Origin of the sequence: Kineococcus gypseus, assembly GCF_050871305.1 — a bacterium.
Lineage (GTDB): Bacteria > Actinomycetota > Actinomycetes > Actinomycetales > Kineococcaceae > Kineococcus > Kineococcus gypseus.
This window is the reverse complement of the sequence record NZ_JBJLRD010000072.1, coordinates 1-16,315: the sequence shown is the minus strand read 5'-3', so window position 1 is coordinate 16,315 and position 16,315 is coordinate 1. Positions and strand designations below refer to the sequence as shown.

At 73.4% G+C, this 16,315-nt stretch carries 21 protein-coding genes; 12 read left to right on the top strand and 9 right to left on the bottom strand.

The annotated features are described in order from the left end of the window. The first annotated feature begins 5 nt into the window (after positions 1-5). The 3 genes from ACRYMN_RS19335 to ACRYMN_RS19325 all read left to right on the top strand — a co-directional run bounded on the left by ACRYMN_RS19335 (position 6) and on the right by ACRYMN_RS19325 (position 1,563). Positions 6-176, top strand: a complete 171-nt coding sequence (locus tag ACRYMN_RS19335) for a matrixin family metalloprotease (protein ID WP_432498691.1) — start codon at positions 6-8, stop codon at positions 174-176. Positions 177-286: 110 nt separating this feature from the next. Beyond that, entirely contained in the window at positions 287-1,000 is a 714-nt protein-coding gene (locus tag ACRYMN_RS19330) for a ParA family protein (protein ID WP_432498685.1), read from the top strand. A 305-nt stretch (positions 1,001-1,305) separates the two neighbouring features. Next, on the top strand, positions 1,306-1,563 hold the full coding sequence (locus tag ACRYMN_RS19325) for a hypothetical protein (RefSeq protein ID WP_432498683.1): 258 nt from the start codon (positions 1,306-1,308) through the stop codon (positions 1,561-1,563). Positions 1,564-1,570: 7 nt separating this feature from the next. Here the strand turns inward: ACRYMN_RS19325 and ACRYMN_RS19320 are convergent, their stop codons facing one another. Both ACRYMN_RS19320 and ACRYMN_RS19315 read right to left on the bottom strand, forming a co-directional pair. Beyond that, on the bottom strand, positions 1,571-1,879 hold the full coding sequence (locus tag ACRYMN_RS19320; RefSeq protein WP_432498680.1) for a helix-turn-helix domain-containing protein: 309 nt from the start codon (positions 1,877-1,879) through the stop codon (positions 1,571-1,573). Next, positions 1,876-2,844 (bottom strand): replication initiation protein, encoded by a 969-nt coding sequence (locus ACRYMN_RS19315; RefSeq protein WP_432498678.1) that lies wholly within the window; start codon positions 2,842-2,844, stop codon positions 1,876-1,878. The genes ACRYMN_RS19320 and ACRYMN_RS19315 overlap by 4 nt, the downstream gene beginning before the upstream one ends. A gap of 280 nt (positions 2,845-3,124) precedes the next feature. On the opposite strand from ACRYMN_RS19315, the gene ACRYMN_RS19310 reads away from it, so the two are divergent. Then, the gene (locus ACRYMN_RS19310) at positions 3,125-4,288 is read left to right on the top strand and encodes a hypothetical protein (RefSeq protein WP_432498676.1); all 1,164 of its coding nucleotides are present in this window, start codon (positions 3,125-3,127) and stop codon (positions 4,286-4,288) included. A gap of 61 nt (positions 4,289-4,349) precedes the next feature. On the opposite strand, the gene ACRYMN_RS19305 is transcribed toward ACRYMN_RS19310, so the two are convergent. Continuing rightward, entirely contained in the window at positions 4,350-5,048 is a 699-nt protein-coding gene (locus tag ACRYMN_RS19305) for a hypothetical protein (RefSeq protein ID WP_432498674.1), read from the bottom strand. A gap of 84 nt (positions 5,049-5,132) precedes the next feature. Continuing rightward, positions 5,133-5,438, bottom strand: a complete 306-nt coding sequence (locus ACRYMN_RS19300; RefSeq protein ID WP_432498672.1) for a hypothetical protein — start codon at positions 5,436-5,438, stop codon at positions 5,133-5,135. A gap of 835 nt (positions 5,439-6,273) precedes the next feature. Between ACRYMN_RS19300 and mobC the strand changes: the two genes are divergently transcribed. From mobC to ACRYMN_RS19285, 3 genes are all read left to right on the top strand, one after another. Next, entirely contained in the window at positions 6,274-6,807 is a 534-nt protein-coding gene (gene mobC / locus ACRYMN_RS19295; RefSeq protein ID WP_432498669.1) for a plasmid mobilization relaxosome protein MobC, read from the top strand. Beyond that, the gene (locus ACRYMN_RS19290) at positions 6,804-8,129 is read left to right on the top strand and encodes a relaxase/mobilization nuclease domain-containing protein (protein ID WP_432498667.1); all 1,326 of its coding nucleotides are present in this window, start codon (positions 6,804-6,806) and stop codon (positions 8,127-8,129) included. Before mobC ends, ACRYMN_RS19290 begins: the two co-directional genes overlap by 4 nt. A gap of 134 nt (positions 8,130-8,263) precedes the next feature. Further along, entirely contained in the window at positions 8,264-8,740 is a 477-nt protein-coding gene (locus ACRYMN_RS19285; protein WP_432498665.1) for a hypothetical protein, read from the top strand. Positions 8,741-8,824: 84 nt separating this feature from the next. Here the strand turns inward: ACRYMN_RS19285 and ACRYMN_RS19280 are convergent, their stop codons facing one another. Beyond that, on the bottom strand, positions 8,825-9,283 hold the full coding sequence (locus tag ACRYMN_RS19280; RefSeq protein WP_432498663.1) for a hypothetical protein: 459 nt from the start codon (positions 9,281-9,283) through the stop codon (positions 8,825-8,827). A gap of 162 nt (positions 9,284-9,445) precedes the next feature. Here ACRYMN_RS19280 and ACRYMN_RS19275 point away from each other — a divergent pair, with 162 nt between their 5' ends. The 4 genes from ACRYMN_RS19275 to ACRYMN_RS19260 all read left to right on the top strand — a co-directional run bounded on the left by ACRYMN_RS19275 (position 9,446) and on the right by ACRYMN_RS19260 (position 11,499). Further along, entirely contained in the window at positions 9,446-9,988 is a 543-nt protein-coding gene (locus ACRYMN_RS19275) for a hypothetical protein (RefSeq protein ID WP_432498660.1), read from the top strand. Between the two features lie 161 nt (positions 9,989-10,149). Next, positions 10,150-10,386 (top strand): BrnT family toxin, encoded by a 237-nt coding sequence (locus tag ACRYMN_RS19270; RefSeq protein ID WP_432498657.1) that lies wholly within the window; start codon positions 10,150-10,152, stop codon positions 10,384-10,386. Between the two features lie 151 nt (positions 10,387-10,537). Beyond that, positions 10,538-10,840: a sigma-70 family RNA polymerase sigma factor gene (locus ACRYMN_RS19265; protein ID WP_432498655.1), complete on the top strand. Its 303-nt coding sequence runs from the start codon at positions 10,538-10,540 to the stop codon at positions 10,838-10,840. 302 nt (positions 10,841-11,142) lie between these two features. Continuing rightward, positions 11,143-11,499, top strand: coding sequence for a hypothetical protein (locus ACRYMN_RS19260; protein WP_432498652.1), 357 nt, complete (start codon positions 11,143-11,145; stop codon positions 11,497-11,499). 88 nt (positions 11,500-11,587) lie between these two features. Here the strand turns inward: ACRYMN_RS19260 and ACRYMN_RS19255 are convergent, their stop codons facing one another. The 4 genes from ACRYMN_RS19255 to ACRYMN_RS19240 all read right to left on the bottom strand — a co-directional run bounded on the left by ACRYMN_RS19255 (position 11,588) and on the right by ACRYMN_RS19240 (position 14,876). Next, the gene (locus ACRYMN_RS19255) at positions 11,588-12,142 is read right to left on the bottom strand and encodes a recombinase family protein (protein WP_432498688.1); all 555 of its coding nucleotides are present in this window, start codon (positions 12,140-12,142) and stop codon (positions 11,588-11,590) included. Between the two features lie 289 nt (positions 12,143-12,431). Beyond that, a complete protein-coding gene (locus ACRYMN_RS19250; RefSeq protein WP_432498650.1) occupies positions 12,432-13,685 on the bottom strand; it encodes an MFS transporter in 1,254 nt (417 codons plus the stop codon). Between the two features lie 169 nt (positions 13,686-13,854). Next, positions 13,855-14,268, bottom strand: coding sequence for a YunG family protein (locus ACRYMN_RS19245; RefSeq protein ID WP_432498648.1), 414 nt, complete (start codon positions 14,266-14,268; stop codon positions 13,855-13,857). Between the two features lie 131 nt (positions 14,269-14,399). Continuing rightward, entirely contained in the window at positions 14,400-14,876 is a 477-nt protein-coding gene (locus ACRYMN_RS19240) for a hypothetical protein (protein ID WP_432498646.1), read from the bottom strand. 658 nt (positions 14,877-15,534) lie between these two features. Between ACRYMN_RS19240 and ACRYMN_RS19235 the strand changes: the two genes are divergently transcribed. After that, positions 15,535-16,315 (top strand): hypothetical protein (locus tag ACRYMN_RS19235; RefSeq protein WP_432498643.1); only part of this gene is annotated, 781 nt, incomplete at its 3' end.

Genomic DNA, 16,315 nt, shown 5'->3' with positions numbered 1-16,315 from the left:
CCGACGTGGTGCGCGCGGTCTTTCAGCACGAGCTGGGCCACCTGCTGGGACTGGCCCACGTCGAGGACCCCGCCCAACTGATGTACCCGGAGGCCTCCACCGTGCTCGACTACGCCGCCGGCGACCTGACCGGTCTGGCCGCCCTCGGCGCCGGGCAGTGCGTACCGGAGGTCTAATCCACCTGTCGATGTGTCGACAGAACGACGGATCGATAGATCGCTCTGTCGGTACGACACACCGTCGCCGCATCCCCACATCGACAGGTCGACCTGTCTACGGTGCCGCTGTGGCGAAGATCGTGACGGTCCACTCCCGCAAGGGTGGGGTGGGCAAGACGACGGTGGCCTACGAGCTGGCGAACCTGCTGGCCGCGCCGCTGGTGGACTTCGAGTGGGACGAGGGCAGCGCCTCTCGCATGTGGGGCTACCGGCACGAGGAGCGCACCGCGGTCCCGCTGGTGGACGCCTTCGAGAAGGACCGCACACCGAGGCCGCTGCGCGGGCACGGCAAGCCGGACCTGGTGCCCGGGCACCCGCACCTGGTTTACCTGGAGCCGTCCTCGGAGGACGTGGCGGCTGCGCTGACGCGCTGGGCGGGGGAGTGGGACAGCGAGTGGGTCGTGGTGGACACCCACCCGGGCTGGAGCGCCTGGAGCGACGGCGCCTGCGCCGTCTCCAACGTCGTGGTTGCCCCCGTCCCGCTGCGCGTGAAGGAGCTGGAGGCCACCGCCGGCATGGTCCGCGAGATGGCCGACTACCCGCTGGTGCTGCTGCCCAACATGGTCCCGCGCGTGCCTGACGCGCAGAGCCGCAAGAAGCTGCGCGAGATGGTGACCGGCACGCCGGTGCGGGTGGCCGCGCCCATCCCGGCCGTCACGGCCGTGGGCCTGCGCCGCAAGCGCATGGCCATGACCGCCGAGGACCGCCCCGCCAAGGCCCTGCAGCCCGTCGTGGACGCCCTGCACTCCCTGGCCGACCTGGTGAAGAGGTACCCCAAGTGAGCACCACCGACGGCCTGGACAGCCTGGACGCCCTGGCCAGCCGGGCCAAGCGCAAGAGCCCCCCGCCCCTCAGGAGCCGGCGCACGATGGCCCCGCAGCACCCGGCGCCGCCTCCGGCGCCTCCCACGGCCGCTGCACGGGGACAAGAGAGCACGGGAGCCCCGGAGGTCCCTGAAGGGCAGCAGCAGTTCCCCGGCCTCTCGCAGGAGTCCGCCACGCCCGGCGCGCCGCCTACGACCACGCCTGAGCCTGCTGCTCCTGCGGCTGCACCTGTCACCGCACATGTGGCAGAGCCTGCCTCCGCGTTGAGCCCGCCGGCCAAGCCCGCCACGGCTGGCGAGCTGCGCAAGGTGGCCGTCTACCTAGACGAGGACACGGACACAGCCCTGGAAGCCATCCGGTACGCCGGCACCACCCGCCGACCGCGCCTAGACGTGAGCAAGTCCGCGGTGGTCCGCCTGGCGCTGGAGCGCTTGCTGGCCGAGCTGAGCCACGAGGAGGTCGTCGCAGCTGTCGCAGCCCGCCCGATCGACTCCCAGAGCACCGGGCGCAAGCGCCGCTAGCACCCGCTCAGGACGCGGCTTGCTCCTGGCGCTGCTCCTCGTCCACTCCGGGATCGGGCATCTCACCGCGGCGCCGGGCGTCGTGCAGCAGGCTGCCCACCGAGCCGGTCGAGCAGCCCATCGCCTCGGCGATCTCCGCGTAGGAGGCGCCGTCCAGGCGCAGCTGCACTGCCTGTGCCCGCCGTGCCGCCGCCCGGCTCAGGAAGTCGCTGCGCGGCTCGGCCACCAGGCGGCGCACGGTGCGCGGGGAGACGCCGTACTTCTCGGCCGCCTCGCGGGCGGTCACCTTCCGGCGCCCCGGTTGCTGGGCGCTCACAGCAGGTCCTTCGCCATCTGCGCTGCCGTCACCTTCCGTCGTGCCGCAGCGCCCTTGAGGCCCGCTGCCGGTGCGTTGCGCCGACGCTGCTCTTGCTGCGCCGGCGTGTTGGCCCGTCCGCCCTTCTTGCCGCCGTTGCTGCCGCGCTTGGCCTGCACCGCGCGGAAGCCGGCGTCGTCGAAGGAGCGGCGCCAGACCCATCGTGCAACGGAGCGCGCGGTCTGGGCCACCTCCGCGGCCGGAAGCGGCACGGCGAACTCGGGGTTGACGTTGGTCGCGAAGGCGGCGACGACCTCCTCCCACTCCAGGCGGTCCTCGTAGCGGCGCCGGGCGCGGTAGGCCCACACGCGCAGCCGGTTGAACAGGGCGCAGTTGCGGCTGAAGCCGGAGGCGTCGACCATCCGCCGCGGCAGGGTGCGCGGCATCAGCTCACCCAAGCCCTTGGCCAGCTCACTCAGCTCGTAGGGGTGCCCGGTGCCCCAGGTGGTCACCCAGTCCGCGTGCACCGGGTTCTTCGTCAGCAGCCCGGCGTAGCCCACGTCGCCGTCCAGGGAGCGGCGAAGACCCTCCTCGACCTTGGCCGCGAAGCGCATCGGCTCCATCCGAGCGGCATCCGTGCGCACCACGGGCGTCTTCAGCACCCAGCCCACGTGACCCCGCCCGGTGGGCGACTCCGCGATCCAGGAGGGCATCGGGTGCGTCATCGGACGGGTCAGGGCCCGCAGGACGGTGTCGTCGTGGTCGACGTCGATGACCAGCATCGACAGCAGCGCCTTGGGGGAGTGCTCCAGGTAGCGCCGCGCCAGGGCGTGCTCCCGGCTCTGGCGCCAGCAGCCGCGGGCGAGGTCGTCGGTGGCCAGCGGCCGGCGCGGGGACCACACCTCGGTCCACGCCTGAGCGTCCATCCGCGCGTCCGCCCAGGCAGGCACCTGCGCGTCCGTGCGCACCGGGCGGGCTGCTGGCATGGCGCACACCGTGCCAGCGAGATCACGTTCATTGGGGTGGGACACGCCGACGCCCGGCGAGCAATGTTGGGGTAGGCCGAACCCGGAAGCCTACTCAGGTAGTTCAGCTCTGGCGGGTCCTCGGCTCGTGATCCCTCCCCCGCCGGCACCCCGCCACAGACAGGCGCGCTCCTCGGGCGCTGAGCTGCCCTGCCCCCTGGCCTGCCCTCCTGCCGACCATGCGGCTACTCACCCCCACCAGCCTCCCCTCCTCGCCCGGCGGAGCAGCCACGATGACGTCGTGTGGGAGACGTGGCGAGAGGAGATGCGCCAGTGGGAAGGCGTGCGGTGGCGGCAGTGGTTCGAGGAGCACGCGCAGCGCAGGTCTGCTGAGGAGGAGCGATCCCGGCGTGCGGCTGCAGAGGGCCGGCGGCGCGTGGAGCAGGAGCGCCAGCGTCTGGGGATCGCCAAGGACGACCACGAAGGGCTCGCGGAGCTCCGGCGCGCGGACCGCGTGGAGCACCCGGAGCGGGACCTGCTTCGGCAGGAGTGGCAGCGGCGCCGCGCGGTCCGCGCCCAGCGGGTGCAGACCTACCCGCTGCTGCCACTGCGCCACCACGCCGACCTCGCTCCTGCCGACGGTGAGCACCACGAGCTGGTGAGCGTCGGCTTCGGCCCGGCCGGTCAGGCGCTGGCCGTGTGGCAGCGCAAGGGTGGCCAGGCCACCGAGGTCAGCTACCACAGCCCCGACGGGCGCCCCGGGCAGAGCACGCCGCTGCCTGCGCAGCCGCGCCGCAACGCGGTGCAGCCGCTACCCGGCGGGCAGGTGCTGCTGGTCAGCGCCCGCTGCCGGCGCGGTGAGCACAACGCCGCCGTCTACGACGAGGCTGGGCAGCTGGTGCGTAGCGCCCACCTCGGTGACGGCATCGAGCACGTGCTGAGCACGCCCACCGGTGCGGTGTGGACGGGGTACTTCGACGAGGGCGTCTTCGCCATGAGCGGCGTGAGCACCCACGGCCTGGTCCGCTTCGGCGCCGACCTCTCACCGCAGTGGCTGCATCCGCTGCCCGCTGGGCCGGAGCTGCCAGCCGTCGACGACTGCTCCGCCCTGAACGTCCATGGTGAGAGGGCATGGATGTGCGCCTACGCCAGCTTCCACCTCGTCAGCGTCGAGGGGCAGCGTGCACGCGATCACGGCCAGGTGCCCTTCAGCGGCGCGCACGCGCTGCTGATCGACGGCGCGCGTGCCGCGATGGTCGGCGGCTACGACGGTGAGCGTCACGCCATCACCCCGCTGCAGCTCAGCTCCGAGGGGCTGCGCCTGGCAGGCCCTCCCCGCCGGCTGGTGCTGCCCGACGGCTCACCGGTGCCTGCTGCGCGCTACAGCGCACGAGGTGCCCAGCTGCACGTGGCCGTCGGCGCCTGCTGGTACCGCCTGGACCTGGAGGACATCACGAGCGGTTGACGTGCACACGCGTGCCGCTGCCGCGGCGCGCGATCGGCAGCGGTACGCGTGCTGAGCCCTCTTAGGAGTGCCGGGGCAGCACGTGCACGTCGATGCTGAGCTGACCGTCGGGTGCGCCGTCGGCCCTGCTTTGGGGTGCGCTGCCCGAGCCGCTGGCGGGGAGGGTGCTGCCGGGGGTGCGCCACCAGACCGGCGCGCTCAGCGAGAAGGAGGCGGTGTCCGGGCGCAGCAGGCTGAGGCGCCAGCCCTCGAAGGGGCGCGGTGGCGGCAGCGAGCCGCCCATGGGGTCGAAGTGCACGACGTCGGCTTCGCGGATGCGTGTGGCGACCCGGCCGGAGGCGTCGTGGGCGTAGGCGATCAGCTGGCCGGCCTGGATGCGCTGCGGGACCGGACGCAGCACGAAGGGGTGCGCCACACCCGTCCCGGTGCCTGTCCCGGCGTCTTCTTTCGCGTCTTGCATTGTGGCCTGGTGCGCCGATGCGCTGCGGTTGCCGGCGCTGGTGCCGGTGTGGGGTCTGGTCTTGGGTGGCCGCAGCAGCTCGACGGCGAGCAGCGCCACGCCGTCGGGCAGCAGCGGCACCTCGAGCGGCTGCGCGCCCGGCTCGGCGGTCACCCACGCTCCGGTGATGTCTTGCACCTGCAGCAGCGGCAGTGGTGACGGTGGCGCTGCTGCGGGGCCGGCCGGCGGGACCGGTGGGCCCGGCGTGCTCAGGTGGGCGCGCACCTGCACGCGCCAGGAGGTGTGCTCGTAGCGCCACACGCGTGGAGCACCTGCTTCCGTTGCCGTGGGTGTCGCTGCGGCTGGCGCCGCCGCGCATCGGGGTGGTGGTGCGGCTGGTGGTGCTCAGCGCGCTTGCAGCAGGTCGCGCACCCGTCGCCACGCGGCGCTCTCGTGCGGGTACTGGTCTGCGTCGTGGGCAGCGTCGAGCAGGTGGCTGGCTTGGGCCAGAGCATGGCGGTCCAGCTGTCCGCCGGCCAGGACCGTGTGGGCGCAGCCGGCCAGGGTGCTGCCTGCTTCTTGCAGGTCCATCCACGTGTGCCACTGCTGCGCCGGGGCGTCGTCGTCGGGGGCGGTGGTGTGGGCTGCGGCGTGCTGCAGCGCTGCTCGCAGCTGCGCGTCTGGTAGCTGCGCATCGTGCGGGTGTGCCACGTGGGCAGTGTGCTGCTGCAGTTCCAAGGGTGTCGCGGGTGTGCTGCCGGCTTGCGCTGGTCCGGGTGCACCACGGTGGTCGGTGGTGCGGGGTGGCGCGTCGTGGCCCGGTGTTGGACGCCGCCCGTAGGTGCCGCCGCGCTGAGCGCGTCGAGCACTCCCGGGCGGCGTCCAACACCTCCTGGAGCGTGCGTGCGGCGCCAGGGCGCCGCACGTGCTGCAGCCCTTCGGGCTGCCCCCGGCGCGCTGGGGCGCGCCGGGAAGGACCCGCGCCGGTAGACTCAGGTGGTGGGGATGCGAGGTATGACCACCGTTACGCTGGCGCTCCACGGGTGGTCTCCCTCGCTGCCTGCTCGCTGCGCTCGCGGGCAGGGCTCGCCCTGGGGGCTCGCTACGTGCTGGCTCACTTCGTTCGCGCAGCACGGCCCGGCGCCAGGGCGCCGAGCAAGGGCAGGAGCGGCGCGCACCGCGCCGGAAACAGCCGCTGTGCGGTGTGCCGCTCGAGGCGGCGCACCGGCAGCGCGGGCCGCACCGCACGCACCGCACGCACCGCGGCACGAGCACCGCACGTGGACCACGCACGAGGGAGGCCGAGATGGCGGGGGAGCGCACGCGCACGGTGGCGGTGCGTCTGACGCCGGAGGAGCACGCGGCGTGGGAGGCGGCGGCGCGGGCGGCGGGTCGGGGTCGGTTGGGGTCGTGGGTGCGCGATGAGGTGAACGCGCGGCTGGCCGAGAGCGATGGGCGTGGCGGTGGGCCTGGTGTGCGGGCTGGTCGACGTAGGCGTGCAGAGCAGACGTCAGGTCAGCTGGGTGGGCCAGGTCAAGCAGGTGAGGTGGACATGGCGGCGCTGGCGGTGCTGTCGATGTCGTCGGTGCTGAGCTCGGAGTTGCCGCGGATGGGCAGCAACTTGAACCAGGCGGTGCGCGCGGTGAACGTGCACGCCAAGAGCGGGCACGGGGTGGATGAGCAGGTGCTGGCGCAGCTGAGGAAGGCGCTGGTGCAGGTGCGCACGGTGCTGGCCGCGGTGCGCGAGCACACCAGTGGCAGCTCGGCAGGTGGTGCGGCAGGTGGTGCGGTCAAGGGCGCGGCGGCGGCACCGGTGAGGCTGAATGGGCCGGCGAAGGGGCCGGCCAGGGGGCGAAAAGTGCCACGGCGTGCGGCAGAAACGGCGGCGGGAACGGCGCGGGAGCAAGAGCTGCAGGAGGCGCCGCGTCAGGCGTCGCGGCCGCCGCAGTCGCCGGCGGGTCCGTCAGCACATCAGCCGGGGGATGCGCCGGGTGCTCAGCCGGTGAACCGCTGGACCAGTGGCGGTGCACGTGGTGGCTCGAGCAGTGCGCGTGGTGGCGACGGTGGTGGTCAGGAGTGATCGCGAAGATCACGCGGGGGGAGCGGGCGGGGGACCTGGCCGCGTACCTGCACGGGCCGGGCAACGCCGAGGAGCACGTGTACGCCGGCCGCTCGGGTGGTGCGGTCATCGGCGGCAACGTGTGCCTGGAGGGCAGTAGGGACGGCACCACGTGGGCGTCGATCCTGTCCGACGCAGCCCGTAGGAGGCCGGAGATCACGCGCCCGATCTGGCACGCCTCGCTGCGCTGCGCCCCGGGCGACCGGACCCTGTCGGATGAGGAGTGGGCGGAGGCGGCGGCGCTGTTCGCCGAGGCGATGGGCTTCGTCGACGCGGTGGAGGCGGACATCGCGTGGGAGCAGCGCGCCACGCAGCCGTGGGTGGTGGTGCGCCACGGCGCCGACCACGTGCACCTCGCCGTCTCGCGGGTGGGCTTCGACGGGCGCATCTGGCACGCGCGGCAGGACTACCGCGCCGCGCAGGCGGCGTGCACGCAGCTGGAGCGCGAGTACGGCCTGACCGTGGCACCGCGCACCTCGACGACGGAGAGCCAGCGCACCGCGGATCACCAGCTGAGCGCGGGGGAGTGGCGGCGCGGGCAGCGCACCGGGGCGGCGCCCGAGCGGGTGCAGCTGGCCGAGCGGGTGCGCGCAGCTGTTGACGCCGCGGCGGGGGCGGGGCGCGAGGGCTTCGAGGCGGCGCTTCAGCGCGCGGGCGTCGGTTACCGCGCGAACGTCGCGGCGACGGGGCGCATCAGCGGGTACTCCTTCGCGCTTCCCGGGCACGTCGACCTAGCCGGCGAAGCGGTGTGGTTTCGCGCCTCGCAGCTGGACCGTGCGCTGTCGTGGAGCAAGGTCGCGCCCGTGCTCGAGGCACCGCAGCAGGCGCCGGCAGTGCAGGTGCCCAAGCGGGCGCTGGAGTCGAAGGCGCGGCACGAGCGGCGCCTCGAGCAGGCGCAGGGGGAGGCGATCGTGCAGCAGGCTGCTGCACGATTGCAGGCGCTGCCGGGGGTGGTCGCCGCCCGCGTGGGTGCGGATGACGCGTGGTGGGCGCAGCGCCGGCGCGCCGGGCAGCAGACGGCTGCGGGCATCGTGGAGCGGGACCGGCTGCAGCGGCAGGTGGACTTCATGCGCCACCTGCACCGTGAAGCGGTGGAGCACCAGCGCCGCCAGGGCAACCCGAGCAACGCGGAGAAGACGGCGGAGGCGGCGATCCGGGCGGTGACCGGCGTCGCGCGAGCGGTCGAAGCGTCGCTGGATGCGAAGGCGGCGCGGGCGCGCACCAGCCGAACGGTCAGCGACCCCTCGCGCGGTGCCGGGCGCGGGGATGGGCTGGAGCGCTGAGCTTCGGCTCGCTGCAAGGCCAGTGCGGGTCGGTGCGCGATCGGTGCGTCGCTGAACGCGACGAGCATGCGCCTTCCGGCGGACGGCGGGCCGAGGCGTTCCGCGCACGCGGTGCGGGGTGCCAGCGTGGGCGGGTGAGCACCGCGTCCGGCCGTCCCTCGTCCCGCCGTCCCGGGCCTCGCCGTCTCTCGTCGCTGCGCGAGCCGGTGGTGCTGGCCCTGGTGGGGCTGCCGGTGGTGGGGGCGCTGCTCACGCTGGTGGTGGTGGCGTCCCTGACGAGCTGGGACCTGGTGAGCGAGGACGTCGCGGTGGTGCTGTTCACGCTCGTCTGGTGCGGGTGGGCGCTGCTGCCGTTCGCCGCCGCGGTGGTCGTGGGCGTGTGCGTGCACCGCTTCTGGCCCGGCGCGGTGGCCGTGGCGCTGGCCGGGGACCTGCTGCTGGTGGCCGTGACCGTATGGGGGCTGTGGAGCATGCTGAGCTCGCAGTCCTCCACCGCGGTGCTCGCTCTGCTCTTCGCACCGTTCGCCCAGGGTGCTGTGGCGGGGCTGACGATGGCGGCCGCGGTCGCTGTGGCCACGCTGCGCCGGCGAGGTGCAGCACCAGCGGCTTGAGCGAGGGCCCCGCGCACGCGCACAGCTCTGCGCGAGGTCCAGCTCAGCGTGATGACCGTGCGCCCGCCAGTGGCATCAGGGCGATCAACGCTGCGGGGTGGACCCCTCCAGCAGCTCGAGCAACAGCGGCGGCAGCCAGGCGAGGCTGTCGTGCGCGCTGGAGCCGATCAGGGCGCCGGCGCGCTCGGCGGTGGCGCTCAGACCGAGGCCGGCGAACAACCGGTCCAGGGGATAGCCCTCCACGTTCACGCCGGTCACGCGCCAGTCGCCGCTGGCGTCCTCGGCGTCAGCGGCCTCGTCGACGACATCGACGAGGTCGATGACGACGTCGGTGCACATGCCGGCCCATCCCTCCGGCGGCTCCTGGCTGACCGGCAGCGCGGGAAAGCGAGCCGCGAAGGCGTCAGCAGCCGCGCACCAGATGATCTGGCGCCGCCCATTGGAAGCGCCGGCCGAGCCGGGCGCGAAGCCGCGCGGGACCAGGACGGCGTCGATGCTCTCCTGCAGCCAGGCCACGGTGCTCGACTCCTCGCGCTGCGGCATGAGACGAGTGTGCTGCACGGCGCCGGTGCGCCCGACGCCCGAGCAGCGCTCGGAGGAGCTGTGCGCTCCTCGACGTGAGCGGGGAGTCCAAGCGGCCGCCGGACCCGCAGATAAAGGACGTTCTCTGCGGGTCGCCAGGGCTGTGGCTGCCATGCTCCGCGGGTGAGTGAGCAGCTGTGGGCGCCGCGCCGCTCCCCGCACGAGCTGGGCGTCATCGCCCACGGACCCCTCGTGCTGGCCCGCGCCGAGGGCATCGCGGCCGCGCTGCGCTGCGTCTTCGCCCACCCCGACGGGCTGCACCTGCCGCTGGTGCTGCGCGCCGACGTCGCACGGGCCGGGGACCTGGCGCGCTGGTCGTACGGAACGGTGCGCCGCTTCCGCAGCTCCGCTGGACGCCAGCAGAACGAGGAGGACGGTGCGCTGTCGTACTCCGCGCCCGAGCTGATCGCGCACGTCAACGGCCGCAGCGGGCTGCTGGCCACCACCGGGCCCCTACACGCCGGCGACGAGGAGGGTGAGGGCACCGGGCGCGGCGGGGCGCACGTGCACGGGCTGGACGCCTCGTACTGGATCGGTGAGCTGCCGCACGACGGCGTGCTGGAGCTGGGCTTCGCCTGGCCGCAGGCGGGGTTGGCGCCCACGAGCACCACCGTGCGGCTAGCCGGGCTGGAGGACCTCGCCGAGCGGGTCGTGCCGCTGCCTTGAGCCCCGCAACGGGCGCTGGTCTGTGGGCTGTGGAGCGGCCCAGCGATCGACACCGTAAGGACCGTTCTGGTGTTCAGGGACGAAGCCTCGAGGTCAGGGCGCGGACCACTTCAGACAACATGGCTTGTCTACCTGGTGGCATCCGACGTACTGTCCACGAGGTGGAGGTCACGCCCAGCGCCGGCAAGCACGGCATCGGTGTGGACGATGCCCGACACGCCGCCCGGCACGCGCTGCGTGTCGTTCCGCAGGACGAGCACGACCCCTACCGGGTCCTGGTGATCGGCGTGGACCGTGCCGGCCGGCTCCTGGAGGTCGTCGTCCTCGAACCGGAGACGGCTCCGCGCATCATCCACGCGATGCTGCTGCGGGCGTCCTTCTACCGCTACCTCGACTAGCAGCGAGAACCAGGACTAGCGAGCAAGACCGACGAGCAGGACCGACGAGCAGGACCGACGAGCAGGACCGACGAGCAGGACCGACGAGCAGGTGCCGATGCTTCGCCAGCGTCACGCCTCGCCGGCGGCCACGACCCAGGAGGGGAGCGAGATGAGCACACCGCACGAAGACCCCACGGCAGAGGCCGTCGAGTACGACGCGGCCATGCAGTGGCTGCAGACCCTGCACCCGGTGAGCTCGCCGGCCGCCGTGGTGCCGCAGGAGGTCCGCGACGTCGCCGGCGCTGTGGACCGCGTGCACGCCGCCGAGGACGAGCTCGTCGCTGCGGTGCTGCGCGCCCGCGCTGCCGGTGCCAGCTGGAACGAGCTGGCCCTGGCCCTGGGCGTCAGCCGCCAGGCAGCCCGCCAGCGCTTCGCCCCGTTGGAGCAGGCCGCCGCCCAGCACACGTCTTGAGCAGGGGCGCCGGCGTTGCCGTCGGCAGGCAGTCATCGCCCACCACGGCTCGGTCGGTCAGCGTGCACCACGCCTTCTCGGCCTGCACGAGACCCTGGCCGCCCGCCGGAATCGGCAGTAATCGACCGTTTTGGTGCAGCTGGCGCGGCTAGCGGTCGGCGGCGGTCAGGATGGTGGGCGTGTGCGCAACGGTGCTGTGGGCGATCAGCTCGACGGGGTGGACACCGGCGTTCGAAGACTTCACCCGCCGGTGCCTGCAGGTGGCGCCGCAGCGCTTTGCGGGCGCTGTCCGCTCCGCTCGCATGCCGCGCGATGCGGTGCTGTTCACGCTGACCGCGAACGTGTGCGACTGCGACTGCCTGGTGGGCCTGGGCGATCGCCCGGTGCGTGAGGCGGAGGTGCCCGCGGCGGCGTGGTTGGGCTGGCTGCGCCAGCTGCCCGCCCACGCCGCGGGCGTGCGGCGCGTGGTGCTGGCCCGCTCCTGGCAGGCGGGCGGAGAGTCGGCGTGGGTGCCGGCGCGGGCGCGGGAGGTGCGCATCGACGTCGTCGACGAGGACTGGTTGCGCCGCGTGCCGGAGGAGACGCTGTTCACCATCGACTACCCGCGCGACTACCCAGGTGACCAGTCGCACGCCGTGGGCGCGGCGAGCACCGGGTGAGGGGCGTGGTTCAGGCCGTGGCGAGCTGCGCCTGACGTCACGTCCGGGCTCGCCGCTGTCCCTGCTGCGCCTGCCCTCTGCAGCGTCGTCAGGCCTGCTGCGCCGTCAGGGCCCGGTACAGCGTGGCGCGCGAGACACCGACAGCGGCGGCAGCCCCAGCCACCGAGTGCTGTCCACCGGACAGCAGGGCGCGAGCGGCGGCCAGCTTCGCCGGGGTCATCAGCGTCGGGCGTCCACCGCGCCGGCCGCGGGCGACGGCTGCCTCCAGGCCGGCGGCGGTGCGCTCTTTGAGCAGGTCGCGCTCGAACTCGCCCAGGGCGCCGAAGAGGTGCAGCACGAGGCGGCCGGTGGCGGTGGTGGTGTCGATGGACTCCGTCAGCGACTTGAAGCCCACTCCCCGCCCGTCGAGGTCGTCGATGAGGGTCAGGAGGTGGCGCAGGGAGCGGGCCAGGCGGTCCAGGCGCCAGACGACGAGGACGTCACCGGGACCGAGGCGGGCCAGGACGTCGTCCAGGGCGGGGCGGGCGGCCAGGGCGCCGGAGGCGGTGTCGGTCCAGGTGCGGTAGCAGCCGGCGGCGGTCAGGGCATCGTGCTGCAAGGCGGGGTCTTGGGCGGTGGTGGAGACGCGGGCGTAGCCGAGCAGGTGACCGGGCCGCTGCCCGGTCTGCGAACCGGTCGAGCGGGCAGGTGCTGAAGCAGGCCGGTGGGCGGTGGCGAGTGCGCGGGTGGACACGGACGGGACCGTCTCAGAAAGCACCGACCAGGCGCTGGTGAGACGCACGTTTCGGACACGGGTTCTGAGACGGCGTGTCGCGGCTCTGGCGTCCCTGCTCCGGGTTGTCTCGAAAACGGTGGGTTATGAGATGGCCTGGGCCGACGACGACAGCACGCTCTTGCCGAGATGCGGATGTCGCGCGTCCGGCCGTCAGGGGTCAGTTGGTCGCCTGGACGTTGCCGCTTCCCAGGCGCCGAACCCGCCCAGCGGTACCCACGGTGATCAACAGCGACAGCCCAGCCACGGCGGTGATCGCGGCCGCGGGCCCGAGCCCTTGGGCCAGCACCCCGGCGATGACAGCCCCCACTCCCTGCCAGGTCATCCGCCCCGCCGACTCCACTCCCTGCACCTGCCCGCGCACCTCCTCGGCCGTCACTGCCAGCAGCTTCTCGTGCAGGGGCAAGGTCGCGGCGTAGCCGACGCTGGCGCAGAAGACCGCGGCCAGGCTCACCGCCAGCGGCGGGTGCACCGCGAACAGCAAGAAGGGTGCGGCCAGCAGCACCCGCAGCCCCAGCGCCGCCCGCGCCCGCTGCCCGGCGGTGAGGAAGCGGCCCACGATCAGGTCACCGGCGAGCATCCCGCCGGCCCCGGCGGCCAGCAGCAGCCCGGCGTGGGTGCTGTCGTAGGAGAGGAACAGCGCCTCGCACCCCACGATCAGCCCGTTGGGCACCCACAGGTTGATCAGCAGCACCCGCTGATCGCCTCGACGCATCAGGGCAGCGTTCGTAGCCCAAGTGCGGGCCAGGCCCGGGCGGCGGGTCAGGCGCACGGAGTGCTCGCGCACCGAGAGCGCGGTCACCACCAGCGCGGCCCCCACCAGGGCCGCGCAGAGCAGGAAGACCTGACCGGGGGTGAGGACGCGCAGCAGGAACGCGGCCAGGGTGAAGCCGATGACCGCCGCCGCCCCGGAGGTGATGTTCATCAGGGAGCGGGCCAGGGCGTAGCGCTGGGCGGGCACGACCTCGCTGAGCAGGCCCAGGCGGGCGCCGGTGCCCAAGGAGGCGAAGAAGCCGGTGAGCAGCAGCAGGGCGAAGCGGGCCGGTAGGGGCAGGTCGGGGACGCCTTGGGCGGCGACGGCGGCCAGGGAAATGCCTTGCAGGGCCAGCAGCACGCGGCGGGGGCGGTCGGTATCTGCGATCGACATCAGCGTCAGGGCACCGACGACGGTGGCCAAGATGCCGGCGTACATGCTCAGCGCGGTCAGCAGCGGAGAGCTGGTCCGGGTCTGCACCAAGGTGCCCAGGGCGTAGCCGGACAGGGTGCTGGCGGCGGTGGTGAGGGTGAAGCCGGCGTACAGGCCGGCGAACTCGCGCTCGGACAGCAGGGCCCGGTAGGTGACGGGGCCGGCGCCGGTGTCGGCAGCGGGTGCGGTGCTCGGGTCACTGCCGGAGCGCGGCGGGGTTGAGGGCATGAAAAAAGCCTCCGAGCACCGCGAGAGCGGCACCGGAGGCGACGGGGAAGATTATACCGCGCCGGGTGAGGGCCTGAGCGTCCAGACACGCTGCCGTCCGGGCGCAGTCGCCGTCTCACATACGGCCCCTTCGGAGATGACGTGAGGACGACGTCTTTGCGGTGACGCCTTAGTGATCGGCGGCCTCGCTGGTCGTCCGCTGATCCCTCGAGCGGGTCTCGAGGATGGCGGTGACCCGCTGCTTGAGCAGCTGGAACGGCCGCTCCCCTGCCGTGGAGGTGTTGCGTCCGACCGTGACGCGGCGGACGTCGACCAGCGACTCAGCATCCGTGAACTGATCCCGGGTCAAGTCCATCTCCACTCCGCCGGGTGTGACGTTCCAGTAGTGCACGCCCACTACCTGGCCCTCGTGCTCGACGTCGGCGACCATCAAGTCGCCACCGAGCAGGCCCTGCAGCACTAGAGCGGTCGTCCCGCACTGCCCCCGCGAGGAGTGCCCGCCGCCGCGGGCCATGTACTCGGCCGAGGCGAAGGAGGTCTCCGGCCCCCACGAGGCGCGCACCGCGGCTTCGATCTCGCTCAAGGTCACCGGCGTCACGAGCAGCATGCTGCCGCACGGGGACGACGCTCACAGCGCCTGGCACCACGGTGCACACCACGGCCGGCTCCCGAGGCGGCCGATGCACCAGAGGACGCTCGGGCAAGGAACGCAGGTCAGCGATCGGTGCGCGCCCACGCCAGGAGCCGCTCGCGGCTCTCGGCCAGCTGTCGGCGCCCGGTGGCGGTCCACCCGGTGCGCATCGTGGCCTCCACGCTGACGATGGAGCCGTCGCGCACCAGCACCAGCACCGCCTCGCCGATGCTCAACGGCCCGCCCTGCGGCGTGCCGGTGCGCACGTCCTCGACGTCCGCACGGCGGATGCGCCGGGTGCGCATCGTGTTGCGCACCAACAGCTCCTCGCCCTGCGTGCGGGCGCGCAGCCGGAAGAAGCGGGTGAAGAGGAAGACGCCCACCGCCGCCATCGGCACGGTGATCAGCGCCCCGGCATCGCCCTCGCGCAACCCGCGCACCGCGAAGGAGGCCAGCAGGCCCAGCCACAGCGCGGCGAAGCAGCAGATGTAGACGCGCGCCCACCGCGGGGCGCGCACGTCCAGATCGTCCTTGGAGACGCCGGCTCGGCGCGTCGACATCGCGGACATGCCACTGATCTTGGCGTGCAGTAGTGAGCACGCCCGCCGGGAGGTCTGCGACCACCCGATCGCAGCACTGCTGCGACGTCGCGCAGCTGCACGAGCACCGTCGAGCGCAGGTGCCCCGTTCGAAGCGCTGCTTGACATCCAGCTCGATGATTGGGATAATCACCGACACAACCTCGCGATGGCCTCTGGCTCGCGGGGTTTTGTCATTCCTGGGCCCCTCGCTGCGCAAGTGCACGCCGTCCGGGTGAGCAGTGGTCAAGGACGCCTCCCACCGGGTCGATGCGCCGCGGGAACGCTGTCCTGACGACCTGAGCACCTGGCTCAGATGCGGGCCAACGCTGCTGCAGCGAAGTGGGAGCGGTGAGCCGACGTGCACGAGGGCCCCTCCAGCCGGCGCCGCTCCGAGGCTGCTCATGACCCGAGGGACTCGCACGGCCAGGCAGTGCGCCGCTCGAGCAGCGGGCGCATCCCGCAGTGGGCCGTGGACGAAGCCCTCGGCCGCCCCAGCGCCCCTCCGAGCTGGCGCGGGGACGCTGTGGACACCTCCGCCGGCGGGGCCGGCGCAGTAGGTAAGAGCGGCGGTGCCGCCTGGCGCCGAGGCCGCCGTGGAGGCCTGCGCACCCGGCTGCGCGGTCAGATGCGCGGTCGGATGAGCGGGCGGGTGGGTGTGGCCGCGGTGGTGCTGGCCGTCGCGGCGGGCACGGTGTGGCTGCACACCAGCGGCCTGGCCGGCGGATCTACTGCCGGTACCAGCGCTGCCGCCCGCGCCGGGCTGGCGCCCTCCCCCGGCCACGAGGCCGCCGAGGCCCCCCTGGGCCGGCCCGCGCCTGTGCTGCAGCCCAGCGACGCCTGGCGCCCAACACGCACCCAGCCCATCGACGGGCACGCCACTAGTGACGTTCCTGCCGTTGGTGCCGCTGTTGGTGACGCCGCTGCTGGTGACGCCGAGGGCGCTCCGGTGGCGTGGGATCCGTGCCGGCCCATCCACTACGTCACCCGCCTGGACGGTGCCCCCGCCGGTGCGCAAGAGCTGATGGCCCAGGCCATCGCCCGCGTCAGCGCCGCCACCGGCCTGCGCTTCGTCGACGACGGCGCCAGCACCGAAGGCCCTTCCGAGCAGCGCGAGGCGTACCAGCCCGGCCGCTACGGGGACCGCTGGGCGCCGGTGCTGATCACCTACGTCTCCCCCGCCGAGGTGCCCGACATCGCCGCCGCCGTCATCGCCCAGGCAGGCCCGGTGGCCATCACCACGCACCGGCCCACCTGGTGGGAGCGGGTCAACAGCCGCCCTGGCGTGCCCGTCTCGGTGTACGTCTCCGGCGCCGTGCAGGTCGACGCCGCCCAGGTCGCCGACGCCCTGAGCCGCCCTGGAGGCGCCGACGTGGTGCGCGCGGTCTTTCAGCACGAGCTGGGCCACCTGCTGGGACTGG